At 36.7% G+C, this 21225-nt stretch carries 15 protein-coding genes; 12 read left to right on the top strand and 3 right to left on the bottom strand.

Going from position 1 to position 21225, the window contains the following annotated elements:
• Positions 1 to 9: 9 nt before the first annotated feature.
• A complete protein-coding gene (locus ABS768_RS15755) occupies positions 10 to 3582 on the bottom strand; it encodes a response regulator (protein WP_408075909.1) in 3573 nt (1190 codons plus the stop codon).
• Between the two features lie 10 nt (positions 3583 to 3592).
• On the bottom strand, positions 3593 to 4798 hold the full coding sequence (locus tag ABS768_RS15750) for a sensor histidine kinase (protein ID WP_408075908.1): 1206 nt from the start codon (positions 4796 to 4798) through the stop codon (positions 3593 to 3595).
• A 363-nt stretch (positions 4799 to 5161) separates the two neighbouring features.
• Between ABS768_RS15750 and ABS768_RS15745 the strand changes: the two genes are divergently transcribed.
• The 6 genes from ABS768_RS15745 to ABS768_RS15720 are packed head-to-tail and all read left to right on the top strand — an operon-like array spanning position 5162 to position 13648.
• Positions 5162 to 8776 carry a PAS domain-containing hybrid sensor histidine kinase/response regulator gene (locus ABS768_RS15745; protein ID WP_408075907.1) on the top strand — a complete coding sequence of 1205 codons (3615 nt, stop codon included), beginning with the start codon at positions 5162 to 5164 and terminating at the stop codon, positions 8774 to 8776.
• 49 nt (positions 8777 to 8825) lie between these two features.
• Entirely contained in the window at positions 8826 to 9533 is a 708-nt protein-coding gene (locus ABS768_RS15740) for an Hpt domain-containing protein (protein ID WP_408075906.1), read from the top strand.
• A 2-nt stretch (positions 9534 to 9535) separates the two neighbouring features.
• A complete protein-coding gene (locus ABS768_RS15735; protein ID WP_408075905.1) occupies positions 9536 to 9901 on the top strand; it encodes a response regulator transcription factor in 366 nt (121 codons plus the stop codon).
• Positions 9902 to 9916: 15 nt separating this feature from the next.
• Positions 9917 to 10924, top strand: a complete 1008-nt coding sequence (locus tag ABS768_RS15730) for a HEAT repeat domain-containing protein (RefSeq protein WP_408075904.1) — start codon at positions 9917 to 9919, stop codon at positions 10922 to 10924.
• A 6-nt stretch (positions 10925 to 10930) separates the two neighbouring features.
• Positions 10931 to 12358 carry a glycosyltransferase family 2 protein gene (locus ABS768_RS15725; protein ID WP_408075903.1) on the top strand — a complete coding sequence of 476 codons (1428 nt, stop codon included), beginning with the start codon at positions 10931 to 10933 and terminating at the stop codon, positions 12356 to 12358.
• Positions 12359 to 12376: 18 nt separating this feature from the next.
• Complete coding sequence (locus ABS768_RS15720) at positions 12377 to 13648, top strand: YaiO family outer membrane beta-barrel protein (protein WP_408075902.1); 1272 nt, start codon at positions 12377 to 12379, stop codon at positions 13646 to 13648.
• Positions 13649 to 13744: 96 nt separating this feature from the next.
• Here the strand turns inward: ABS768_RS15720 and ABS768_RS15715 are convergent, their stop codons facing one another.
• Positions 13745 to 14164: a response regulator gene (locus ABS768_RS15715; protein WP_408075901.1), complete on the bottom strand. Its 420-nt coding sequence runs from the start codon at positions 14162 to 14164 to the stop codon at positions 13745 to 13747.
• 1668 nt (positions 14165 to 15832) lie between these two features.
• Between ABS768_RS15715 and ABS768_RS15710 the strand changes: the two genes are divergently transcribed.
• Genes ABS768_RS15710 through ABS768_RS15685 form a run of 6 tightly spaced genes read left to right on the top strand, consistent with a single transcriptional unit; the run spans position 15833 to position 21219 of the window.
• A complete protein-coding gene (locus ABS768_RS15710) occupies positions 15833 to 16246 on the top strand; it encodes a response regulator (protein WP_330444275.1) in 414 nt (137 codons plus the stop codon).
• A 7-nt stretch (positions 16247 to 16253) separates the two neighbouring features.
• The gene (locus ABS768_RS15705; protein ID WP_408075900.1) at positions 16254 to 16793 is read left to right on the top strand and encodes a heme NO-binding domain-containing protein; all 540 of its coding nucleotides are present in this window, start codon (positions 16254 to 16256) and stop codon (positions 16791 to 16793) included.
• Between the two features lie 2 nt (positions 16794 to 16795).
• Entirely contained in the window at positions 16796 to 18721 is a 1926-nt protein-coding gene (locus ABS768_RS15700) for a PAS domain S-box protein (protein ID WP_408075899.1), read from the top strand.
• A gap of 5 nt (positions 18722 to 18726) precedes the next feature.
• Positions 18727 to 19860, top strand: a complete 1134-nt coding sequence (locus ABS768_RS15695) for an FIST signal transduction protein (protein WP_408075898.1) — start codon at positions 18727 to 18729, stop codon at positions 19858 to 19860.
• Positions 19857 to 20912 (top strand): sensor histidine kinase, encoded by a 1056-nt coding sequence (locus ABS768_RS15690; RefSeq protein ID WP_408075897.1) that lies wholly within the window; start codon positions 19857 to 19859, stop codon positions 20910 to 20912. The genes ABS768_RS15695 and ABS768_RS15690 overlap by 4 nt, the downstream gene beginning before the upstream one ends.
• A complete protein-coding gene (locus ABS768_RS15685; RefSeq protein WP_408075896.1) occupies positions 20899 to 21219 on the top strand; it encodes an Hpt domain-containing protein in 321 nt (106 codons plus the stop codon). Before ABS768_RS15690 ends, ABS768_RS15685 begins: the two co-directional genes overlap by 14 nt.
• The last annotated feature ends 6 nt before the right edge of the window (positions 21220 to 21225 follow it).

The raw sequence follows: 21225 nt of genomic DNA, 5'->3' as shown, positions 1-21225 counted from the left end.
TCTATTTTATCAGGCTTTATCGTAAAGCCATACCCTTAATAATGAAAGTAACTGATCTACATCTACCGGTTTGGTTATATAATCAGATGCTCCTGCATTGATACATTTCTCCCTGTCTCCCGTCATGGCTTTTGCCGTTACGGCAATAACCGGAAGATCTTTAAGGTTTTTGGCCTGCCTTATTCGGGTAGCCGTTTCATAACCGTCCATATTAGGCATCATCATATCCAGCAGCACTATATCTACATCAGGACGTTCCTCTAAGACTTTAAGTGCTTCCTTACCATCTATAGCTGTTAGCACGTTCATTTTAAGTACTTCCAGCGCCTTGGTTAACGAGTAAATGTTTCGCACGTCATCATCTACCACAAGCACCGTTTTACCGTTAAGGATATTATTGAGGGTATTAAAGTTTTTGTTCTTTTTATTGTTTTCCTTTTTGTTTTGCTCCACAAGGTGAAGGAAAAGCGAAACCTCATCAAGCATTCGCTGATACGAATGGGCCGTTTTGATAACTATGGAGTCGGCATACTTCTTAATTTTAAGCTCCTCTTTCATGGAAAGGCTCTTACCTGTAAACACAATAACCGGAATATTATCAAGCGACTCGTTTTTTACATTTTCAAGTAGTTCATAAGCCTGTTTATCGGGCACACCCATATCTAGTATTACACAGTCTACATTAGCTGCCTGTAATGCAGTAACACCATCGTTCACCTCGCTCTTAATCTCTGATTTTATATCATTGGTTTCAAGGAAATAAGCCAATGCCTTAGCATGCTTTGGGTTATCTTCTATAATAAGCACCTTTTGCGAATCACGGTTTACTATATGTTCGATTTTCCTGAACACATCAGGAATCTGCTCATAGGCAACAGGCTTATCCAAAAAGTTTACAGCACCTTTTAAAAGGCTTTCCTGTTTCACTTTGTAAGACGACATTATATGTACAGGAATATGTTTAGTAAGTACATTGTTTTTTAGCTCCTCCATTACTTCCCATCCGCTTTTTACCGGAAGCTGAATATCCAGCAACACTCCTATAGGCTTGTATTTTAATGCCAGATTAAGTGCCTCATCACCCCTAACCGAAACTACTCCCTTATAACCTCGCTGGTGGGTAAAATCTAGTAATGACTTGGCAAAATTAGTATCATCTTCCACAATAAGTATTACCTTATCACCTTCATTTACCTCATCTCTGTCATCCGGAACATCATCAGGGATTACAGGGCTTATATACCTATCTTCGATTACAGGCTTAGAATTAACTTCAGTAAGTTCTTCAATTTTTTCCTTTGCGGCTACTGTCGTTGGCTTATTAACTATAAGTTTACCCGATGTTGCACCCAGCACAGGTACGGTAAGTGTAAACTCGCTACCTTTATTAATATCACTAACCAAAGTGATTTCTCCTCCCAGTAGTTTTGACAGTTCCCTACTGATAGAAAGTCCCAGCCCGGTACCGCCATACTTGCGTTTAGTAGAACCGTCGGCCTGTTGGAATGCCTCAAAAATAAGAGGTTGCTTTTCACGCGGTATACCTATACCAGTATCTTTTACAGTGAAAGATACGAGCTTATCATTACCCTGAATCTTTTTGATTTGCAGGGTTACAGATCCTTCTGCCGTAAACTTAATGGCGTTAGAAATAAGGTTCTTTAATATCTGATCCAGTCGCATTTTGTCTGTTTTCACCACCAGCGGAGCATCCTTATCATCTATAAGAAACTGAATGTTCTTTTCTTTTGCAACTTCGGCAAAAAGATTTTTTAACCCTTCGCTAATTTCCCTGACCGAAACATCCACAAACTCAACTTCCATTTTACCAGCTTCAATTTTAGAAAGATCTAAAATCTCATCAATCAGCCCCAACAATCCGTTACCGGAGCTTTGTATAACCTTAGCAAACTCTATTTGCTCATCGGTCATGTTCTTATCATTGTTTTCAGAAAGCAGTCGGCTTAAAAGCAATATTGAGTTAAGCGGTGTGCGAAGCTCATGTGACATGTTTGCAAGGAATTCCGACTTATATCTTGTACTAAGTTCAAGATCTTCGGTTTTCTTCTGGATTTCCATATTCCTTTCCTCCAGAAGCGTACTCCTTTCGGCAAGTTCTTCATTAGTTTGCTGAAGTTCTTCCTGCTGTACTCTTAGCTCTTCTTCAGACGCCTGAAGTTTAGAGGTTTGCGCTTCCAGTTCGGCGTTAATGTTTTCAAGTTCACTATGCTGTATAATAAGTTCTTCCGACTGTGCCTGTGTTTCTTCCAGTAGTTCCTGTATTCTCTGTCTGTTTTGGGCGGCCTTAATCGCTATACCAATATTATTGGCTACTGATTTTAGGAACTCCATATCACGCGGGGTAAATTCGTTTACCGAAGCCAGTTCGGCTACCCCTATTACTTTATCATCCACTAACGGAACAGCAACTACATGCTTTGGCTTAACCTCTCCCAATGCGTATGAAATGGTAATATCGTTTTCCAACAGTGATTTCAGTTCAAGTACTTTACCCGATGTTACTGCCTGCCCGGTAATACCTTCGCCTATGCTAAGTCGGTCTCTTTTACTGCCTCCGTAACTATAGCCCGATATCATGTACAATTCCTCTCCTTCACACAGGTAGATAACACCTGCTGCTCCATCTGTAAATTCGGCTATGTATTCTATTATATCTTTAGTAAGCTCTTCGGGGGTTTTCTCGCCAATCATTACCTCGTTGAGTTCGGCCACACCGGCCTGTAGCCACTCCTTATCAGTAAGGGATTTAAATGAACTGTTTAGTGAGCGTGCCATATTATTAAGCGAATAGGCTACCGTACCTAAGGCGTCTTTCTCACTGTCCTCTACCTCTATCTCATAATTACCCTGAGCAATTTGTGAAGCGATATCACTTATAACACGTATCCTTTCGGCCATTATCTCATCCTTATGTCTAAGTTCCTTATGCAGCTTAGCCCTCTCATTATGATCCTTGAGTATTCTTACAAAAAAGGAAATACTTATTAAAAGTGCAAGAATTGCCGCAACTACTATTAATATGGTACTGGTAGAACCATAGGTTTCGGCAGTTGCATTACGTTGCTTTAAAAGTTCCAGTTCCTGGCTCTCCATACGTTTTAAAATAACGCGCATGCGGTCCATAAGCTTTTTACCCCGATCTAAATCGGCCGATAATGTGGTTTCTCCCACTGTTTTTTCTTTTATCAGGCTTTCCAGATAATTAAAAAACTCACCTCTTAACGGTTTTAGTTCCTGTAGGCTTTGCTGCTGTAAAGGATTATCTGCAGTTAGCTTTGATATATTCTCAAATATATTATTTGAGTTGGTTTCGGCATTGTTATACTGCTCCAAAAAGCTTTGTTTACCCGAAACTAAAAATCCTCTTACACTGGTTTGGGCATCTATCAAAACTGTAGCACCATCATTAATGTTATAAATAACTTCCTGAGTATGATTTACATTCCCGTTACTTTTTAATAAGCTGGTAATACTTAAATAAGAAGCTACCGAACTTACTATTAGTATAAACAGTGAAAGCCCAAAAAAGATTCCAAGATTCCGTTTAAAATTACTATCCATATTTTACCTGTTATATCGGGAGTACAACTAAAAAAGTAGCCCCTTCGCCCGGAGTACTTTTTGCTGTTATGAGTCCGTTATGTTTTTCGATTATTTTTTTAGCTATGGCAAGGCCTATACCTGTACCCTCGTATTTTTTTCTGTCATTAAGGCTCTGGAAAATAATAAATATTTTATCCAGATACTGTTCGTCAAAACCAATCCCGTTATCTTTTACTGTAATACGGCAATATTCCCCATTAGCATCTGCAGGCGCATCAATATGCTTGTCGGCAATTATCTCCCCGCTTATCTGTATAATAGGACTAATATCCTTTTTAGTAAACTTTAGCGAGTTACTAAGCAGATTTTGAAACACCTGCCTTAACTGGCTTGGTACCCCTGTTACTTTTGGTAAATCTTTTTTAATTACAATAGCGTTGCTCTCTTCTATAAGATAATCCAAATCAGATACCACCTCATTAACAACAGCGTTTATATCGGTCTTCTCCGGAGCCACATCAGATGACAGCCTGGAATAATCAAGTAAATCAGTAATCAGTTTAGACATTCTTTGTGCCGCTCTAACCGTTCGGTCAACGTAATCCAATGCCTTTTCATCATCGGTAAGATAGCGTTCCTTTATCATCTTGATAAACATTTCTATCTTACGTATAGGCTCTTTCAAATCATGTGAAACTACCCACGAGAACTGCTGTAATTCATGATTCCTAAACTCCAGCTCTTCATTCTTTTTTATAAGTTCTCTTGTCCTTTCCTCTACTTTTGCTTCAAGATTTTCCTCGGCAGCTTTCCTTATTTCAACCTCTTTAGAGAGTATGTCCCTTATATTTTTGAGTTCTGTTTTCTGTTCTGATAGTTTAAGAAAAGTTTTAACCTTCAGTATAAGCAAATCAGGATCTACCGGTTTGGTAATATAATCCACACCGCCTGTTTCATAACCTTTAGAAATAAACCTTTTTTGTTTGTTTACTGCCGAAAGGAATATTACCGGAATATCTTTTGTCCTGTTGCTACCGGCAAGAATTTCGGCCACTTCAAAGCCATCCATACCCGGCATTTGAACATCCAGTATTATAAGGGAATAATTTTGTTTGAGTATCTTTTTTAAGGCTTCCTCGCCCGATTCGGCCGTATCCACCTGCAAATTGTGAACTTCCAGAGTTTTTCTCAGCGCCAAAAGATTCTCAGATAAATCGTCTACAATTAATATCATTGTTTAAAAGGACTCTGTTAGGCAAGAGTTTTTTTGGGGTTTTAAAATTCTTACAAAAGAAGCCTAAGTCTTTTTTAATAAAAAACTATCTTCTTTTTGTTTAATAAAGTCCAAATTTAGGAAAACGTAAACAGAACAGGTTTTCTGTTAAGGTCTTTTTTACAGTATTTTATTTACAAAACAGCATTTTATAACCAAATGCGTAAAATATCTAAAAACCCTTAACAAAAAACTATCGTATATATGCAGCGAAAAAAGCCGCCCCCCAAACTCCGAAAAAAACACAAAATTGCCTGTGGAGGCTTGTTATTTCAAAAGAAAATTTTAAATTTATTGAATAATATCCCCACTAAACAACACACTATGCTGCAATCCTCTTCTGCTCTGCAAAAAGAGTTTAATGATTTACTGCTAAAAGATCTCTCACTGTTTAACTGGTTAACCAAAGAATCCCTTGATGGTATATGGTTTTGTGACCTTGAGCATCAGGGACATTTCTGGATAAATGACACCTTTTGGAAAACTATAGGTCGTCCTAAGCCCGAAGACAAACATGTTTTTGACAGCTGGAGTATGGCTATTAATACTTTTGACAAAAACAGAACCCTAACCCTAATTAGACAATGTAAGGAAAAACCTGAAAAAGGTTTCAACGGTATTTTCGCCTATAGCGACAGTGACAATCATGAAGTTATATTACACTCTAAAGGAAAGGTAATTTATGATGAGAATGATAAGCCTGTAAGGCTAATTATAAAACATTACAAGGAACGTAACCTTAAACAGGAAAAAATTTTAAGCAAGCTTAAAAAACTTAAAAAATTAAGAGTAATACTTAATGAGACCAATAAGGTAGCTAAAGTAGGCGGCTGGGAAATAGACCTTGTTAACCAAAAACTAAACTGGACTAAAGTTACTAAACAAATTCATGAGGTTGACCCCGGTTTTAAGCCCGAACTGGAAACCGCCATCAATTTTTATGAGGACGGATGGAGCAGGGATAAAATAACTAAGCATTTTGCTGAGGCTGTGGAATACGGCAAACCTTTTGACGCAGAGTTAAAAATAGTAACGGCAAAAGGAAACCCGGTATGGGTTCGTACTATAGGAAAACCCGTAATTGAAGACGGGCAATGTGTTCGGGTTTATGGCGCTTTTCAGGATATATCACCCAGAAAAAAACAGGAAGCCATTTATAAAGAGGCGAGAGAGAGGTTTGAAAAAGTATTTAACCATTCCTCCATTGGAATTGTATTGGTTAATACTAATGGGAAAATTATCAGTGCAAACCCTGCTACCATAAAAATGTTTGGGTTTGATGAAAGTGATACCGATTATGCTATTAATAACCTTACCTATAAAGACCTTATACATCCTGATGACCTAAAAACAGCAATCGAATACAGGCAAAGGCTTATTGATGGTGAGATTACCCATTACAGCCTGAGAAGCCGATACTACAAAAAGAACGGCGAACTTATACTGTGCAAGGTTAATGTGTCATACATTGAAGGGACTGAGGATTCTAAAAGTATGATTATTAGCCATATTGAGGACATAACAGCACAAAAGGAACTGGAAGACCAGGTACTGGAACATTCACTCCGTTTTAAAAGTGCTTTTGAATATTCCCCTAACGGTATGGCACTGGTGGGATTGGACGGAAAATGGCTTATGGTTAACAAAAGTCTTTGTAATATGCTGGGATACTCTAAAAATGAGTTTGTTACCCTTACTTTTCAGGACATTACCTATAAAACCGACCTTGATGCCGATTTACGCCTACTTAAGGAAACCCTTGAAGGAAAAAGAGAAACCTATAGTATGGAGAAACGATACATACATAAAGATGGCAGTATAGTATACGGTTTGCTTAATGTATCGCTCATAAGAGACGAGAAAAACGAACCTCTTTATTTCGTATCACAAATAAATGATGTTACAAAAAGGGTAAAAGCTAAAGAAGAACTTCAAAACAGCTTACTGGAACTTGAAGGACTTTTAGGTGCTACCACTCATGTATCTATAATAGAAACAGACTTGGTTGGTAATGTAAAGAAATTTAATAAAGGGGCCGAAAACCTATTGGGCTATAAAGCCGAAAATGTTATAGGAGCCTTTAATGTTGGCGCTATTCACGACAATAAAGAGATTGAAGAGCGCGGTAAAGTACTTTCAAAGCAATACAATCAAAACATTGAAGGGTTTAATGTTTTTGTACACAAAGCTAATTTAGGGTTTTACGACTCTCATGAGTGGACTTACATAAGGAAAGACGGAAGCAGGTTTCCGGTACAACTGGTGGTAACTGCCATTAGAAATAAGTATGATGAAGTTACCGGATATGTAGGTATCGCTACTGATATTTCACAGCTTAAAGAAATGGAAGCTTCTATTTTGAAAGAAAAGCAAAAAGCAGTAGCTGCAAATAAATCCAAATCAGAGTTCCTGGCTAATATGTCACATGAAATCCGTACACCATTGAATGGTGTTATAGGGTTTACCGACCTGTTAATGAAAACCGACCTGAATGAAACGCAAAGAAAGTATATGCAAATGGTTAATACTTCGGCACATTCATTACTGGATTTGATAAACGATATTCTGGATTTTTCTAAAATAGAAGCCGGAAAACTGGAACTTAATGAAGATAAAACCGACTTGGTTGAACTATGTTCACAAACGGTTGACATTATTAAGCACGAAGCTCATGAAAAAGGGCTGGAACTGTTACTGGATATTTCGCCAAAAGTACAACGTTTTATCTATGCCGACTCGGTTAGGTTAAGGCAAATTTTAGTAAACCTATTGGGTAATGCCATCAAGTTTACCGAAAAGGGTGAAGTGGAACTTAAAATAAGAAACAAGAAGACAGAAATCGACGAGGATGAAATGATATTTGAGTTCTCTATTCGTGATACCGGTATAGGTATTGCACCTCATAACCTGCAAAAAATATTCAATGCCTTTGATCAGGAAGACTCCTCCACTACCCGTAAATATGGTGGTACCGGGCTTGGACTAACCATTAGCAACAGGCTACTGGAACTTATGGATAGCCGACTTGAGGTTGATAGCGAACTGAATAAAGGTAGTGTATTCTCGTTTAAAGTGAAATTTAAAACCGAAGTAGGCGAAAGCTTCCCTGAAAAAAATACCGAACTTGTAAACAATGTTCTTATTGTAGATGATAACGAGAACAACCTTACTATTTTAAGGGATATGCTTGCCTTTGGTAAAGTAAATTCGGTTAGTGCTATAAACGGCATTAAGGCGCTTGAAATTCTTGAAAAGGAAAACAACTTTGACCTTGCCATTATTGACTTTAATATGCCATACCTAAACGGTTTGGAATTAATAACACACATTAGGAAAAAGCTACGTATAACCAAAGAAGAACTCCCTATTATGCTGTTACACAGCTCGGTTATCGATAATAAGTCGTTACAAATGTGTAAAGATATGGATGTTAGGTTTGAGGTTACAAAACCTATAAGAATAGATCAGTTATTTGAGTTTATAAACCATATCAATGAAGATGAGGAAACAACTATTGATGAGATTGTAACAACCGGTACCAAAGGTGAAGACCAAACCATTAATATACTTATTGCCGAAGATAATCCGGTAAACCAGTTCCTGGCAAAAACCATTATCCAAAAGGTATTACCTAAAGCTAATATTGTAGTAGCCGAAGACGGGGAAAAGGCCGTTAAGATGTACCGAAGCATGCCTTTAGACCTTATTTTCATGGATATACAAATGCCGGTTATGAGTGGTTTTGATGCTACAAAAAAAATACGATCTCTGGAAGATAGCGACACCCACATCCCTATCATCGCGCTTACAGCAAGAGCCCTTAAAGGCGAAAGGGAACGTTGCCTTGATGCCGGAATGGATGACTATATAACCAAACCTATTATTTTTGACACTATTAAAGAGACCATAAAACTCCACATGCCTGTAGCAAACAGGTAAAATGGTTTTACATAATTTATTTAACTTTAATTATTAAATCCCCACTTTCATGCATTTAAACATTTTAGTTGTTGAAGACAATAATACTGAAAAGGCCGCCAGACTACTTCCGGAAGACTGGCAGGTAACTTATTGTGACAACAGCTATGACGCTATACAGTTAATAAAAAAGGAAGATAGTTTTCAGCTTTTAATGCTGGATGAGTATGCTTCTCCCCTTAGCGCTTACCAGACTTTTGACTATCTTAAATCAGAAATAAAAACCGAAGTACCTGTTCTTGTATTAGGAGAAGAAGGAGAAAACGGAATATTAGAGCATTATCAAAATAAAATGGCTTTTATAAAAAAGCCGGTAACCAACAGTGACATCAAAATCATAAACGATTTGATTGAAAAAAACTTTGTCCCAAAAGAAGTTTCAGACAAGGCTTATTCACTGGATTATCTAAATGCCATATCAGACAGTAATTTTGAGTTCATTAAAGAAACACTGGTAATATTCCGTACTTCTGTAAAAGATAAACTAATTCAGCTAAAAGAAGCTTTAGGTCAAAACGATTTTAAAAGTGTGGCAGAAATTGCCCACAATATAAAACCTTCTTTTGAGATGCTTGAAAACAAAACATCGGTACATATATGCGACCTTTTAAACAACAGGGCTTCTAAAGAGGAAGTACCTGAACTTGTTACAGAACTTGAATCTCAATTTGATAAAATTAATGCCGAACTGGAAAACGATTTTCCTGAATTAATATAATTATGAAAAAGAAAATTCTGGTAGTGGAAGATAATCCTATGGTTGTAAAATCATTAGAGTTCAAGCTGAATAAAGATGGTTATGAGGTAATTGTTGCGGTTGACGGAAGGGTTGCACTGGATACCCTTAAAAACAACAACTTTGATTTAGTAATAACCGATTTGATGCTACCGTTTATTACCGGTTCACAACTAATTGAGCATATTAAAAAAGAAACTCCCACTACACCTATAATAGTACTTTCTACAGCTACACAGGAAGACATCATTATGGATGCCTTTACTATGGGTGTAGATGATTTTATTACAAAACCTTTTAGCCCTAATGAGCTTTCATTAAGGGTTAAACGTAGCCTTGGTAAAACTTAATACTCCTTTTGAGAATTGGAAAAGCTTTACGACTACATATATTACAACAGTGGTTTTGAGTGGATAGTAAACCTGAATATATTAATCAGTTTACTTTTTCTGCTTTTAATACTGTTGCTTATTTTGTTTATCCTTTATTTAAGGGTATACAAAAACCTCCGAAATATTAAAAAAGCCGAACACATAGAAAAGCTTACCGATTTTATTAACGGATATCTTTTTGATACTGAATTTGAAGAAGCAGGTATTGAAGAGTTTAGAGTAAATCATGTTAGGAGTAAACTCCAAAAAAAGGTAACCACAAAAGAGATTCTTGTATATAGTCAAAACTTTAAGGGAGAGGCTAATGCCTCTATCAAAAAACTTTTTTTCAGACTTGAACTGGACAATTTGGCATTTAAGGAAATAGCCAGCAGGAAATGGTACCTGCGTGCCCGTGGTATGCATACGATTTCCAATATGGGAATAAAAATACAGGAATCAACAGCTGTTAGGCTTCTTAACGACAAAAAAGTTGAAGTCAGGCTACAGTCGTTACTGTACTTTATAAAACTCTCTCAAAAATATCCGCTTAACTTTTTATATAGATTAGAAGAGCCTTTAACTATCTGGCAGCAAATTCATATCGAAGATGCTCTTAAAAGTTATAAAGAAGAAATCCCCGACTTTTCTAAGTGGTTAAACCACAAACAGCCTACAGTAATAGGCTTTTGTATAAAACAAATTTCGGCTTTTAATCAATATGAAAATGTAGAAAAAGTGGTTCCGTTCCTGGAACATCCCGAAGAGATGCTGAAAAAAGAGGCTATAAGATGTATGCGAAAAATGGGGAACCATGAGTCGGTCGATATTGTGCTTACTATTTTTGCTTCTGAAAATAATACTATTAAAAAAGAGATAATTAAGCTGATAAAAGAAGTAGGTTCGTATAACCAGCTTCAGGCATTATCTTACGAGTTAAAGGGAGATAATGAGGAAATTAAAATTGAATATTTAAAAGCAGAAGAACACTTTTTAAAGTAAAAAGCCATGAATTACGAACTTTTAGTTGACATAGCGAGCTGGCTTTTCCTGATATATGCATGTGTCATATCATCAGGTTATCTTTTTGCTGCCGTCTTTTCTTTTTTGGAAATAAAAAAATATAAAAGGGAAAACATCCCTACAGATGATGTTACACTGTTACAAAGCACTTCTCTCCCACCCGTTTCGGTACTGGCCCCGGCCTATAACGAAGAAGCTAACGTGGTAGAAAATGTGAAATCACTTCTAACGGTAAACTATCCTTCTTATGAAATTGTAGTTATTAACGATGGTAGTAAGGATAATACCCTGCAAAGACTTATAGATACTTTTGATCTTGTTAAAGATGAATCCCTTCGATACAACTCTATCCCAACACAGGAAATAAGAGGGGTATATATGTCTACACACAAAGCGTATAAAAATCTTACTGTAATAGACAAGGCTAACGGAGGTAAGGCCGATGCTCTTAATGCAGGTATAAACAACTGTAAACACGACCTAATTTGCTGTATAGATGTTGACTGTATTTTGGAAGACGATGCTTTACTAAAACTGGTTAGCCCTTTCCTTAATAATGAAAAAACAGTAATTGCCTCGGGCGGAATTATCCGTGTGGCAAACTCATGTATTATTGAGGACGGTCGTATTATTGAAGTGCGACTACCGGATAAGTTTTTAGCGAGGGCACAAATACTTGAATATTTCAGGGCTTTCCTAATGGGGCGTATGGCATGGTCAAGGCTGGACGGACTCCTACTTATATCGGGGGCTTTTGGTATGTTCAACAAAAAAATTGCCATTGAGGCAGGTGGTTACAATACCAAAACCGTGGGTGAAGACATGGAGCTTCTGGTACGTATGCGCCGAATGATGCGTGAGAAAAAGGAACCTTACACTGTAGGTTTTATACCCGATCCGCTTTGCTGGACCGAGGTACCTCAGCAGTGGAAGGTACTTCACAGGCAACGTAACCGATGGACCCGCGGTACCATGGAAACACTTTGGATTCACCGTAAAATGCTTTTTAATCCAAAATTTAAGGTACTGGGTGTACTAAGTACACCTTACTGGATGTTCTTTGAGTGGCTTGCTCCTATTATTGAGTTCTTCGGGGTACTGTTTATCATACTGTTGTATGCATTAGGCAGACTGGACTGGACAATTTTTCTTAGCTTTTTTGCTGTGGTATACTTCTTTTCAGTACTGTATTCTGTCACGGCGATTTTCTTTGAGGAATACTCCTTCCAGCAGTATAAAAAACCGAAGTACATATTCAGGCTCGTAGGAACTGCTTTTGCAGAACCCCTGCTGTATCATCCGTTTGTAATGTGGGCCGCCATAAAAGGAAATATAGACCTTATAAGAGGTAAAAACTCATGGGGTACAATGAGCCGTACAGGACTGGCAAATCCGCAAAAGAAACAAGTATAATTTTTAAAGAGTTTTAGTGTGAAAATTATTTTAGTTAACATAGCAAAATCAATAATAGCGGGCTTTTATATAATGGCAGCACTTTTGTTTGCCCCTGCGGCTTTCGCCCAGCAAACAAGTGACGAACTATATACCGAAGCCCGTAAAGAGGCTTTTAATAATAAAAATTATAAAGAGGCTATTACACTTGCTCAAAAGGCTTTAGAGCAAACACCCGACTATCAGGACCTGAACATCTTTATAGGCAGACTGTATACATGGGACGGACAAACGGAAAATGCTCGCAATACATTTGACAGTGTAGTCAAAAAATACCCAAACAATCAGGATGCATACCTTGCCTACGGAAGTTTGGAATACTGGAGTAAAAACTATGATAAGGCATTAAAACTTACCGATAAAGGTTTGGCTATAAACCCAAAGTCAGAAGAGTTATTATTACTTAGAGCCAGGATATTAAGCGATTCCAGAAAGTACCCTGAAGCAAACAATTCATTAAAAACATTACTGGAAATAAACCCGAAAAACAATGATGCACGTACGCTGAGCCAAAAAATAAGCATGATGAGCTCTAAAAATGCAGTAGGTATTAATTATGATTACTATCACTTTGACAAACGTTTTGATGACGACTGGCACATTGCAGGTATAGATTATACAAGACAGGGAAGTTTTGGTACTGTAACAGGTCGTGTTAATTATGCTAACAAATTTGCTATTGATGCGCTACAGTTTGAAATAGAGTCCTACCCCCGTATATCAAATACCTTTTATGCATTTGTAAACTTAGGGGTGTCTGACGACCAGGGTATTTTCCCGGAGTACAAAACAGGCTTCTCCTTATTTGCAAACCTACCAAAAGGTTTTGAAGCCGAAGGTGGTTTCAGGATGCTTAGCTTTTCGGGAGAACAAACCTGGACCTATACCGCATCTGTGGGAAAATATTATAAAAACCTATGGTTTAATTTAAGGGCTTACATCACTCCAAATAGTGATTCGGTAGGTCAGTCCTATCAGCTTACTACACGTTATTACCTTGGCGGACCTGATGATTATTTAAGCTTAAGGCTGGGAACAGGTGTTAACCCTGACGGACAAAACAATATATTGCTTAACGGTGAAGTGTTTAACTACAAATTAAAGTCTAACAATATAGCTGCAGAATACAGGACTACCATAAGCCGGACTTATGTTTTTTATTTAAAAGCCGGGCTTGAAAATCAAAAATATGCACCAGATGCTAAAGGGAATCAAATCTCGGCAGGTATTGGCGCCATAAAAAGATTCTAAAAAAATAACACCCGCTATCAACGGGTGTTACTCAACCAAACCAACCATAAAACTATCATAAACCTATTTGTAGGTATTTATGAAGTATCTTTATTTTTAATTAAGACAAAGTCTCATACTTCCTGTAAGTCTTTTAACCCTTGCCTCTATTTCAGATATGCTAAGTGGCATTTTAGCATAATCATTAACACCTAATTCAAAACTCTTATTAAACACACCTTCATCACTATGACATGAAACAACCATAACCGGTGTAGACTCCTTTTTAATAAGTCTTATGTATCTTAAAAGCTCCAGTCCTGCTGTATTACCTCTGCCTTTGTTTATAAAAGGCATCACAGCATATGCTACAGGCAGGCTAATATCTGCTATAAGTAAATCAGGCCTAAAAGCCTCATAGCTCTGTTTTGCATCTGTAGCGTTATCACAGCATTCTATATCATAACCTAAGTCGCTAAGGCATCTGCCAATTGACATTAATATATGCCTTTCGTTATCAACAATTAATACTTTCATAATCTCCTTAGCATTAATAAACTTTATTACACTTATCTCTGTTTGCACTATCACCTTAACCTTTTAAAAAGCATTTACGGTATTTTTGGGGTATCGGTTATCATTGGGGGCAATAATTTTCGATTCACTTATTTCCGGCTTCGGTGCTAATTACATTACAAATGTCCGTCAAGTTTCAAACTTTTATGTCTACTTTTCGATTAACGAGCCTTAACTGTAGACGAACGGGTTTATATCATCCGCTAATATGTTAAGTTTTGCTTCATCCTTCGGCAAATACCATCCTCTATAATAACAAAAAAGCCTTCGCAAGGGAGGCTTTTCTGAGCATTAACCAATTTACATTCCAATCATTACATCTTTTTCCTAAGTAAAAACATTGTTATCCTCCTGGGGGCTTAGTCAGATAATCTATTCTGTTTTTTTCTGTTTAAAAAAATAGCATTTACGGTATTTTTGGGGTATCGGTTATCATTGGGGGGCAATAATTTTCGATATCTCTGTTATTAATTTGTCATTAATTACACTGCAAATATCCGCCGGATTTAAAACTTTTTAACCCGTTTTTCGATTAACAGACTTTAACTGTAGACGAATGGAACATCTTATTCCGTTAATCAGTTTCTTATCCCAAAATCTCTGTTAGTTTCAAACTGTATAAAAACAAGAAAGCCTCCGTACGGAGGCTTTCTTAGCATTAATCAATTGCATTCCAATCATTATATCCTTCACCTAAATAAAATTATCATAATCATTTTTTGGGGGCACAAATACGATAACCTTGTTTTGCTTATTGCTATAATTATACTGCAAAGATGTAATAATTTGATAAGCTAAACGGGACTTCTTCGATGAACGGAATTTTACTGTAGATGAATGGTTTTAATTTACCCGATGAATTGATTGAGCCTCTTTAAACCTAAAATTACAGCATAAAAAAGCCTCCCTAAGGAGGCTACCTGAAAATAAACATTAAGTTAATTGTGTATCCTAACTGTTTATCTCTTTATTACAGACTATTTAACCATCATAAATATTTTTGGGGACATATAAGTATGACTATAGTTCTATTTGTTTATCAATTACACAACAAATGTCGGGAGATGTAAAAAAAGTTAATGTCATATTTCGACTATCGGTAAATTACTATAGATAAAATGCACCTTATAAAGAGGCTAACCGTAACTGAAAGTCAGTTATCCTAAGTCATAAAAAAAGGAGCCTCTTTAGAAGCTCCTTTTACACACCAGTATTCTTTAACCGAATATTCAATTTATAGCACTATGGTATAAATTCTTAACCTAAAAACTATCAGATAAAAAGCTAATAGTTAACCTCTTATCTTCAAAGCAAATATCAACACTTATCTAAAGTCGATGAAGCTATTTCGACGAATGACATATAAGTATAGACGAATGGTTTAAAATAACATGCCAAAAACCCAATAAAAAAACATGTAAAAAACTGAAAAACAAAAACTTAAATCTTCACCATTTGTTTCTCATTGTAAGAAACCGCTTATAGCCCTTCAATTACCATTCGTCGCTTCACAACTACCATTCACCGAACATTAAACATCGGTTATCGAAAAGAAAAATATACAGTTACGGAGTCCCGTAATTTTGTACTTGCTAAAAATTGTATACATTCCAGATTCCAAATTAAAAAATGGCGAGAGCACTTAATATATTATTAATTGAAGACGATGCTATAGAAGTTATGAAGTTTAACAGGGTTTTAAAAACTCTGCATCTTAACCATAAGATAGTTGAAGCTAATAACGGAGAAGAAGCATTGTCTATACTTAAGGATAGAGAAATCATCCCGGATATTATTATCCTTGATCTTAATATGCCTAAAATTAACGGAATTGAATTTTTAGGCATCCTTAAAAAAGATGAAGTACTTAAGTACATCCCTTCTATTGTGCTTACCACCTCAAATAATCATAGGGATGTAATGGAATGCTATAAAATTGGTATTGCAGGTTATTTGCTAAAACCTCTCAAGTATGAGGATTATGTAGACCGCGTTAAAAAACTGATTGAATATTGGAGCGTAAACGAATTAATTTCGCAATAACAAATGTATGTATGGCTTTGTTAACAACGCAATAAAAGATTATGTAGTTTCTACATTTGGTGAGCCACTTTGGTCAGAAGTGAAAAGGGAGTGTGCACTGAAACCAACTTTTTTAGATGCCGAACAGCCATATAACGAAGAATTAATTTTATCCACAGCAAAAGCTGTATCAAACCATACCCAAATCCCTATAAACAATATACTTAGAAATTTTGGAGAACACATTTCTCTTACACTTTCTGATAAATATAAATTCCTGATGGAGTCCAGGGGTGAAAACCTCAAAGATTATTTAGTAAATTTACCTAACTTTCATAACAGGATCATGTTGATTTATCCCGAATTAACACCGCCTGAATTTAGAATTAGTAATGTAGCCCCAAACAGTTTACACCTGCATTACACTTCTGATAGAAGCGGAATGAAGGATTTGTTGATAGGTTATATAGATGGTTTGGTTAAAATTTTTAATGAAACAGTATTCGTAGAAACCGTTGAGTCCCCAAATGAAAGCCGTCCTCAGGAAGTTTTCAAAATCAATTGGTAATTATGAACAAAAGCCATACGTTTAATTTTAATTCCGAAAGTTTTAATCGGATATTTCCCTTTTACATTCTACTCAACGAAAATCTTGAGGTTGAATCGTTAGGGAACAGTATACAGAAAGTAGACGGTACACTTAAAAAAGGGGGATACTTCCCTGATTACTTCTCTCTCGTAAGGCCACATTCAGAAAACATATCACAGGAAATACTTGTAGACAACCTGAGCCAGTTAGTAATTCTGGAAAGTAAAAAACAATCAGAACTCATACTACGCGGGCAATTTGAACCTCTGGAAAATAATTTCCTGTTTGTGGGTTCGCCTTGGTTAATGTCTGTTGAGGAAGTTAAAACCAGGAAACTTTCCATTTTTGACTTTGCCAACCATGACCCCCTACTCGACTTATTACAAATACTAAAAACTCAGGAAGCCACCACTCAGGAACTCAAAGAGCTTTTACGTATAAACAATGAACAGAAAAATGCTCTTAAAACTGACCGTGAAGAGCTAAATAAGCTATCGGTAGTGGCAAGTGCAAACGAAAATGCCATTGTTTTTACCCATCCTAATGCACAGATATTTTGGTGTAATGATGCCTATTTAAAACTTACCGGTTACAGCCGTGAAGAAATTGTGGGCCGTACCCCTATTGAAGTAGGACTTACCGAGTCGACCGACAGGGATGCACTGCAAAAAATGATAAACCTTTTTTACACAGGTGAATCATTTGATGTAGAGATAACACATGGTCGTAAAGATGGTAGTTATTTCTGGACAAGAACAAAAGGCCAACCTATTTATGATGATAAAGGGAATGTGCTTCAGTATTTCGCTATGATTGAAGACATGACCGAGGTAAAGGAAAAAGAAGAGCAACTGGTATTACTTTCGCTAATTGCCGAAAAAAATATTAACTCGGTTGTAATATGTGATAAGGAAGGGCAAATAGAATGGGTAAACTCCAGTTTTGAACAAATGTCCGGCTATAGCAGAGAGGAACTTATAGGACAAAAGCCCGGCATATTATTACAGGGACCAGATAGCAACCCCGAAACAGTAGCTTATTTAAGTAACCAGATAAAAAAAGGAGAACCTTTTAACTGCGAAATAATAAACTATTCCAAATCAAATAAAAAATATTGGGTAAAAATACAGGGACAGGCTCTTTACAACAATTGGGGAGAAATTGTTCGTTTTTTTGCAATAGAGGAAGATATAACCAACAAAAAACTTTTGGAAAGCCAAAAAGAAGTTCTGCTTAAAAGCCTTGCCAAAAGCAATAAAGAGCTGGAAGATTATGCCCAAATTGTGTCGCACGACCTTAAGTCGCCATTACGAAGCATAAACTCACTTGTTGCATGGATTAAAGAAGATAATGAGGGCGGACTTACAGAGCAAACTACCCAATATCTTAACATGATTGAGGACAAACTGGAAAAAATGGATCACCTTATTCAGGGGGTACTTACCTATTCTAAAATCGATAAAACCGATATTGCAAAGGAGAATGTAAATATTCAGGAAGTAGTAAGCAACATTATAAGCATAATACATATACCACAACATATAAAGGTAGAAATAAAAAATACATTGCCGGTACTCAAAGCCGACAGGTTTAGAATACAACAGCTGTTCCAAAATCTTATAAGTAATGCTGTTAACTATATAGACAAGGAAGAAGGACTTGTTACTATAAGCGTAGAGGAAGCCAAAGACTGTTTTATATTCTCTGTAAGCGATAATGGCCCCGGTATTGCAAAAGAGAATCAGGAAAAAATATTCAAAATATTTCAGTCGTTTAGCAAAAGTGAAAAATCTACCGGCTTGGGACTATCTATAGTAAAAAAGATTGTAGACAACTATGGCGGTAAAATCTGGATTGAGAGTGAATTAGGCTCAGGCACCATTTTTTATATTAAACTTTACAAGTAAGTATCATGAAAACAGTACAGGCATACAAAAAGGAAAACGGAAAGTGGAAGTACCTTTCCGAGAAGAGTATACTTAAAAATCCGTTGGTACTGGTTTTTGGTGACAGGTATTTACTGGAAAACGACGAAGTAATAAAAGACATCAGAACCGAATTTCCATATGAACACCTCGTTTTTGGCTCTACATCAGGAGAGATTGCAGGCACTAATGTTTTGGACAAATCGGTAACGGTTACTGCTATTGAGTTTGAAAAAAGTAACTTTGAAATTAGAAGGGCCAATATACTGGACTATAATAAAGATGCTGCCCAACTGGGTAAGATACTTTATGATGAAATGCCTAAAGATAACCTGAAGCATCTTTTTGTACTTAGTGAGGGGAGTTTCGTAAACGGTAGTTCACTAATAGCCGGACTGGAAGATGATCTTTATAAAAAGGTTTGTATAACCGGAGGGATGTGTGGCGACGATGCCCGATTTGAAAAAACACTGGCTTCTTATAAGGAAAACCCTAAGGAAGGCGAAGTAATACTAATGGGATTTTATGGAGATACACTTGATATTAGCTTTGCCAGTGTAGGCGGCTGGCAGCCCTTTGGACCGGTAAGACTCATTACAAAATCAAACGGAAACGAGTTATATGAAATAGATGGGCAGCCAGCTCTCGATTTATATAAAAAATATTTAGGAGATAAGGCTGTACAATTACCTCAAACCTCACTACTCTACCCGCTTAATGTTACTATACCGGGTAAGGAAAACCCCGTGGTAAGAACTATATTAAACATAGATACAAATAAACAGTCAATGATACTCGCCGGAGACGCCCCTGAGCAGTCTCAAGTACAGCTTATGATGGCTACTGTAGATGCAATAGCCGAAGGGGCTAATAAAGCAGCCCTTTATGCCATGCACAACCGTAAAAGCATGCCACAACTTGCATTATTAGTTAGTTGTGTAGGCCGTAAGCTTGTAATGAACCAACGTGTAGAGGAAGAAATTGAACAAGTTAAAGAAATGATTGGTGATACTACCACTATAACAGGATTTTACTCGTATGGGGAAATGGCTCCCTTTGTAAATACCACATCCTGCGAATTACATAACCAAACAATGACCTTAACATTAATTAGCGAATGAAAAACTCCCTGATAAAAAGACAGATAGCCAAACACATAGGACCTAACATTCCTGAGGGTATTGATGCCTTTTTAATGGCTGTACAGGAATCTTATATAAATTATGAGGATCAGATCTCAATGCTGCAACGCGCCATGCGCATAAGCTCTGAAGAGCTTTTTGAAGCTAACCAGAGATTAAGACGTGAGGCAGACAGCCTAAAGGAGATTAACAGTAACCTGGAGTTTATTTTAAGTTCCATGAATATGGACAATGACACGGAGGCTACAGATAAAACGGGAGATAATAATTATGATCCTTCAGATTATATCAAGCAGCAATCCATACAAATTATAAAAATAAACGAGCAAAGAGAACAACTCCTTCATAATCTGGAAGCACAAAATCAGGCATTAAATGAGTATGCCCACATGGTTTCTCACGACCTTAAGGCTCCGCTTAGAAACATCAGTACCCTTATTGAGTGGTTTAAGGATGATAATGCCGAAAAGGTTGGTGAAGAAGGTCTAAAATCACTGGACCTTATGCAGTTTAATGTAGAGAAAATGGACTTACTTATACAGGGAATTCTTGACTACTCGTCTATAGATAAAGTAAAGACGGACGATAAAATGGTTGATTTTAATTTACTGTTGGATGAACTGTTAAGAACCGTAGCTGTACCTAAAAACATTGAAATAAAAATACACAATACACTTCCTAAAATACAGGGTAATAATTTCAAATTCAAACAGCTGTTTCAAAACCTTATTGAAAATGCTATTAAATACAACGATAAAGAGAAAGGCTGTATAGAAATAAGCTCGAAAGAAAAGAAATACGATATAGAGTTTTGCATAAAAGACAACGGAAAAGGCATTGCAGAGGCTTATTTTGAAAAAATATTCAATATCTTTACTAAGCTAGACAGCGAAAACCCATCATCTGGTATTGGCTTATCTATAGTGAAAAAGATAGTAATGTACTACGGTGGTAAGGTTTGGCTGGAAAGTGTCGAAAACGAAGGCACTTCTTTTTATTTCACCATACCTAAATATCATGGAACAGCCTAATTTAAACTACATAGACCAACTAGCCGGAGACGATGCCCCTTTCAGGCAAAAACTAATAGACACCATTAAAAGTGAACTCCCTACAGAGATTGACACTTACAAGAGTTATTTAAGTGCGAATAACTATACTGCTACTGCAGGTAGTGTTCACAAGCTCAAACACAAAATTAGTGTTATGGGAATGGAAAAAAGTTATTATATTGCTGAAGAGTTTGAAAAAAACCTGAAGAATAATTCGCTGGATTTACAGGCTGATTTTGAAGCTATTTTAGCCAGTATGCAAAATTATATTGACGGTATTCAATAAACAGGG

The sequence above is a fragment of the Flavobacterium rhizophilum genome, from assembly GCF_046000485.1.
GTDB classification, from domain to species: Bacteria; Bacteroidota; Bacteroidia; order Flavobacteriales; family Flavobacteriaceae; genus Flavobacterium; species Flavobacterium rhizophilum.
Note: the sequence above shows the minus strand (reverse complement) of the source record. Positions and strands in the feature narration are given on the sequence as shown.

Bases quoted from the DNA above. Each gene is read 5' to 3' on its own strand.
- ABS768_RS15755 (WP_408075909.1), bottom strand. From the start codon at position 3,582: ATGGATAGTAATTTTAAACGGAATCTTGGAATCTTTTTTGGGCTTTCA.
- ABS768_RS15750 (WP_408075908.1), bottom strand. From the start codon at position 4,798: ATGATATTAATTGTAGACGATTTATCTGAGAATCTTTTGGCGCTGAGA.
- ABS768_RS15745 (WP_408075907.1), top strand. From the start codon at position 5,162: ATGCTGCAATCCTCTTCTGCTCTGCAAAAAGAGTTTAATGATTTACTG.
- ABS768_RS15740 (WP_408075906.1), top strand. From the start codon at position 8,826: ATGCATTTAAACATTTTAGTTGTTGAAGACAATAATACTGAAAAGGCC.
- ABS768_RS15735 (WP_408075905.1), top strand. From the start codon at position 9,536: ATGAAAAAGAAAATTCTGGTAGTGGAAGATAATCCTATGGTTGTAAAA.
- ABS768_RS15725 (WP_408075903.1), top strand. From the start codon at position 10,931: ATGAATTACGAACTTTTAGTTGACATAGCGAGCTGGCTTTTCCTGATA.
- ABS768_RS15715 (WP_408075901.1), bottom strand. From the start codon at position 14,164: ATGAAAGTATTAATTGTTGATAACGAAAGGCATATATTAATGTCAATT.
- ABS768_RS15710 (WP_330444275.1), top strand. From the start codon at position 15,833: ATGGCGAGAGCACTTAATATATTATTAATTGAAGACGATGCTATAGAA.
- ABS768_RS15705 (WP_408075900.1), top strand. From the start codon at position 16,254: ATGTATGGCTTTGTTAACAACGCAATAAAAGATTATGTAGTTTCTACA.
- ABS768_RS15700 (WP_408075899.1), top strand. From the start codon at position 16,796: ATGAACAAAAGCCATACGTTTAATTTTAATTCCGAAAGTTTTAATCGG.
- ABS768_RS15695 (WP_408075898.1), top strand. From the start codon at position 18,727: ATGAAAACAGTACAGGCATACAAAAAGGAAAACGGAAAGTGGAAGTAC.
- ABS768_RS15690 (WP_408075897.1), top strand. From the start codon at position 19,857: ATGAAAAACTCCCTGATAAAAAGACAGATAGCCAAACACATAGGACCT.
- ABS768_RS15685 (WP_408075896.1), top strand. From the start codon at position 20,899: ATGGAACAGCCTAATTTAAACTACATAGACCAACTAGCCGGAGACGAT.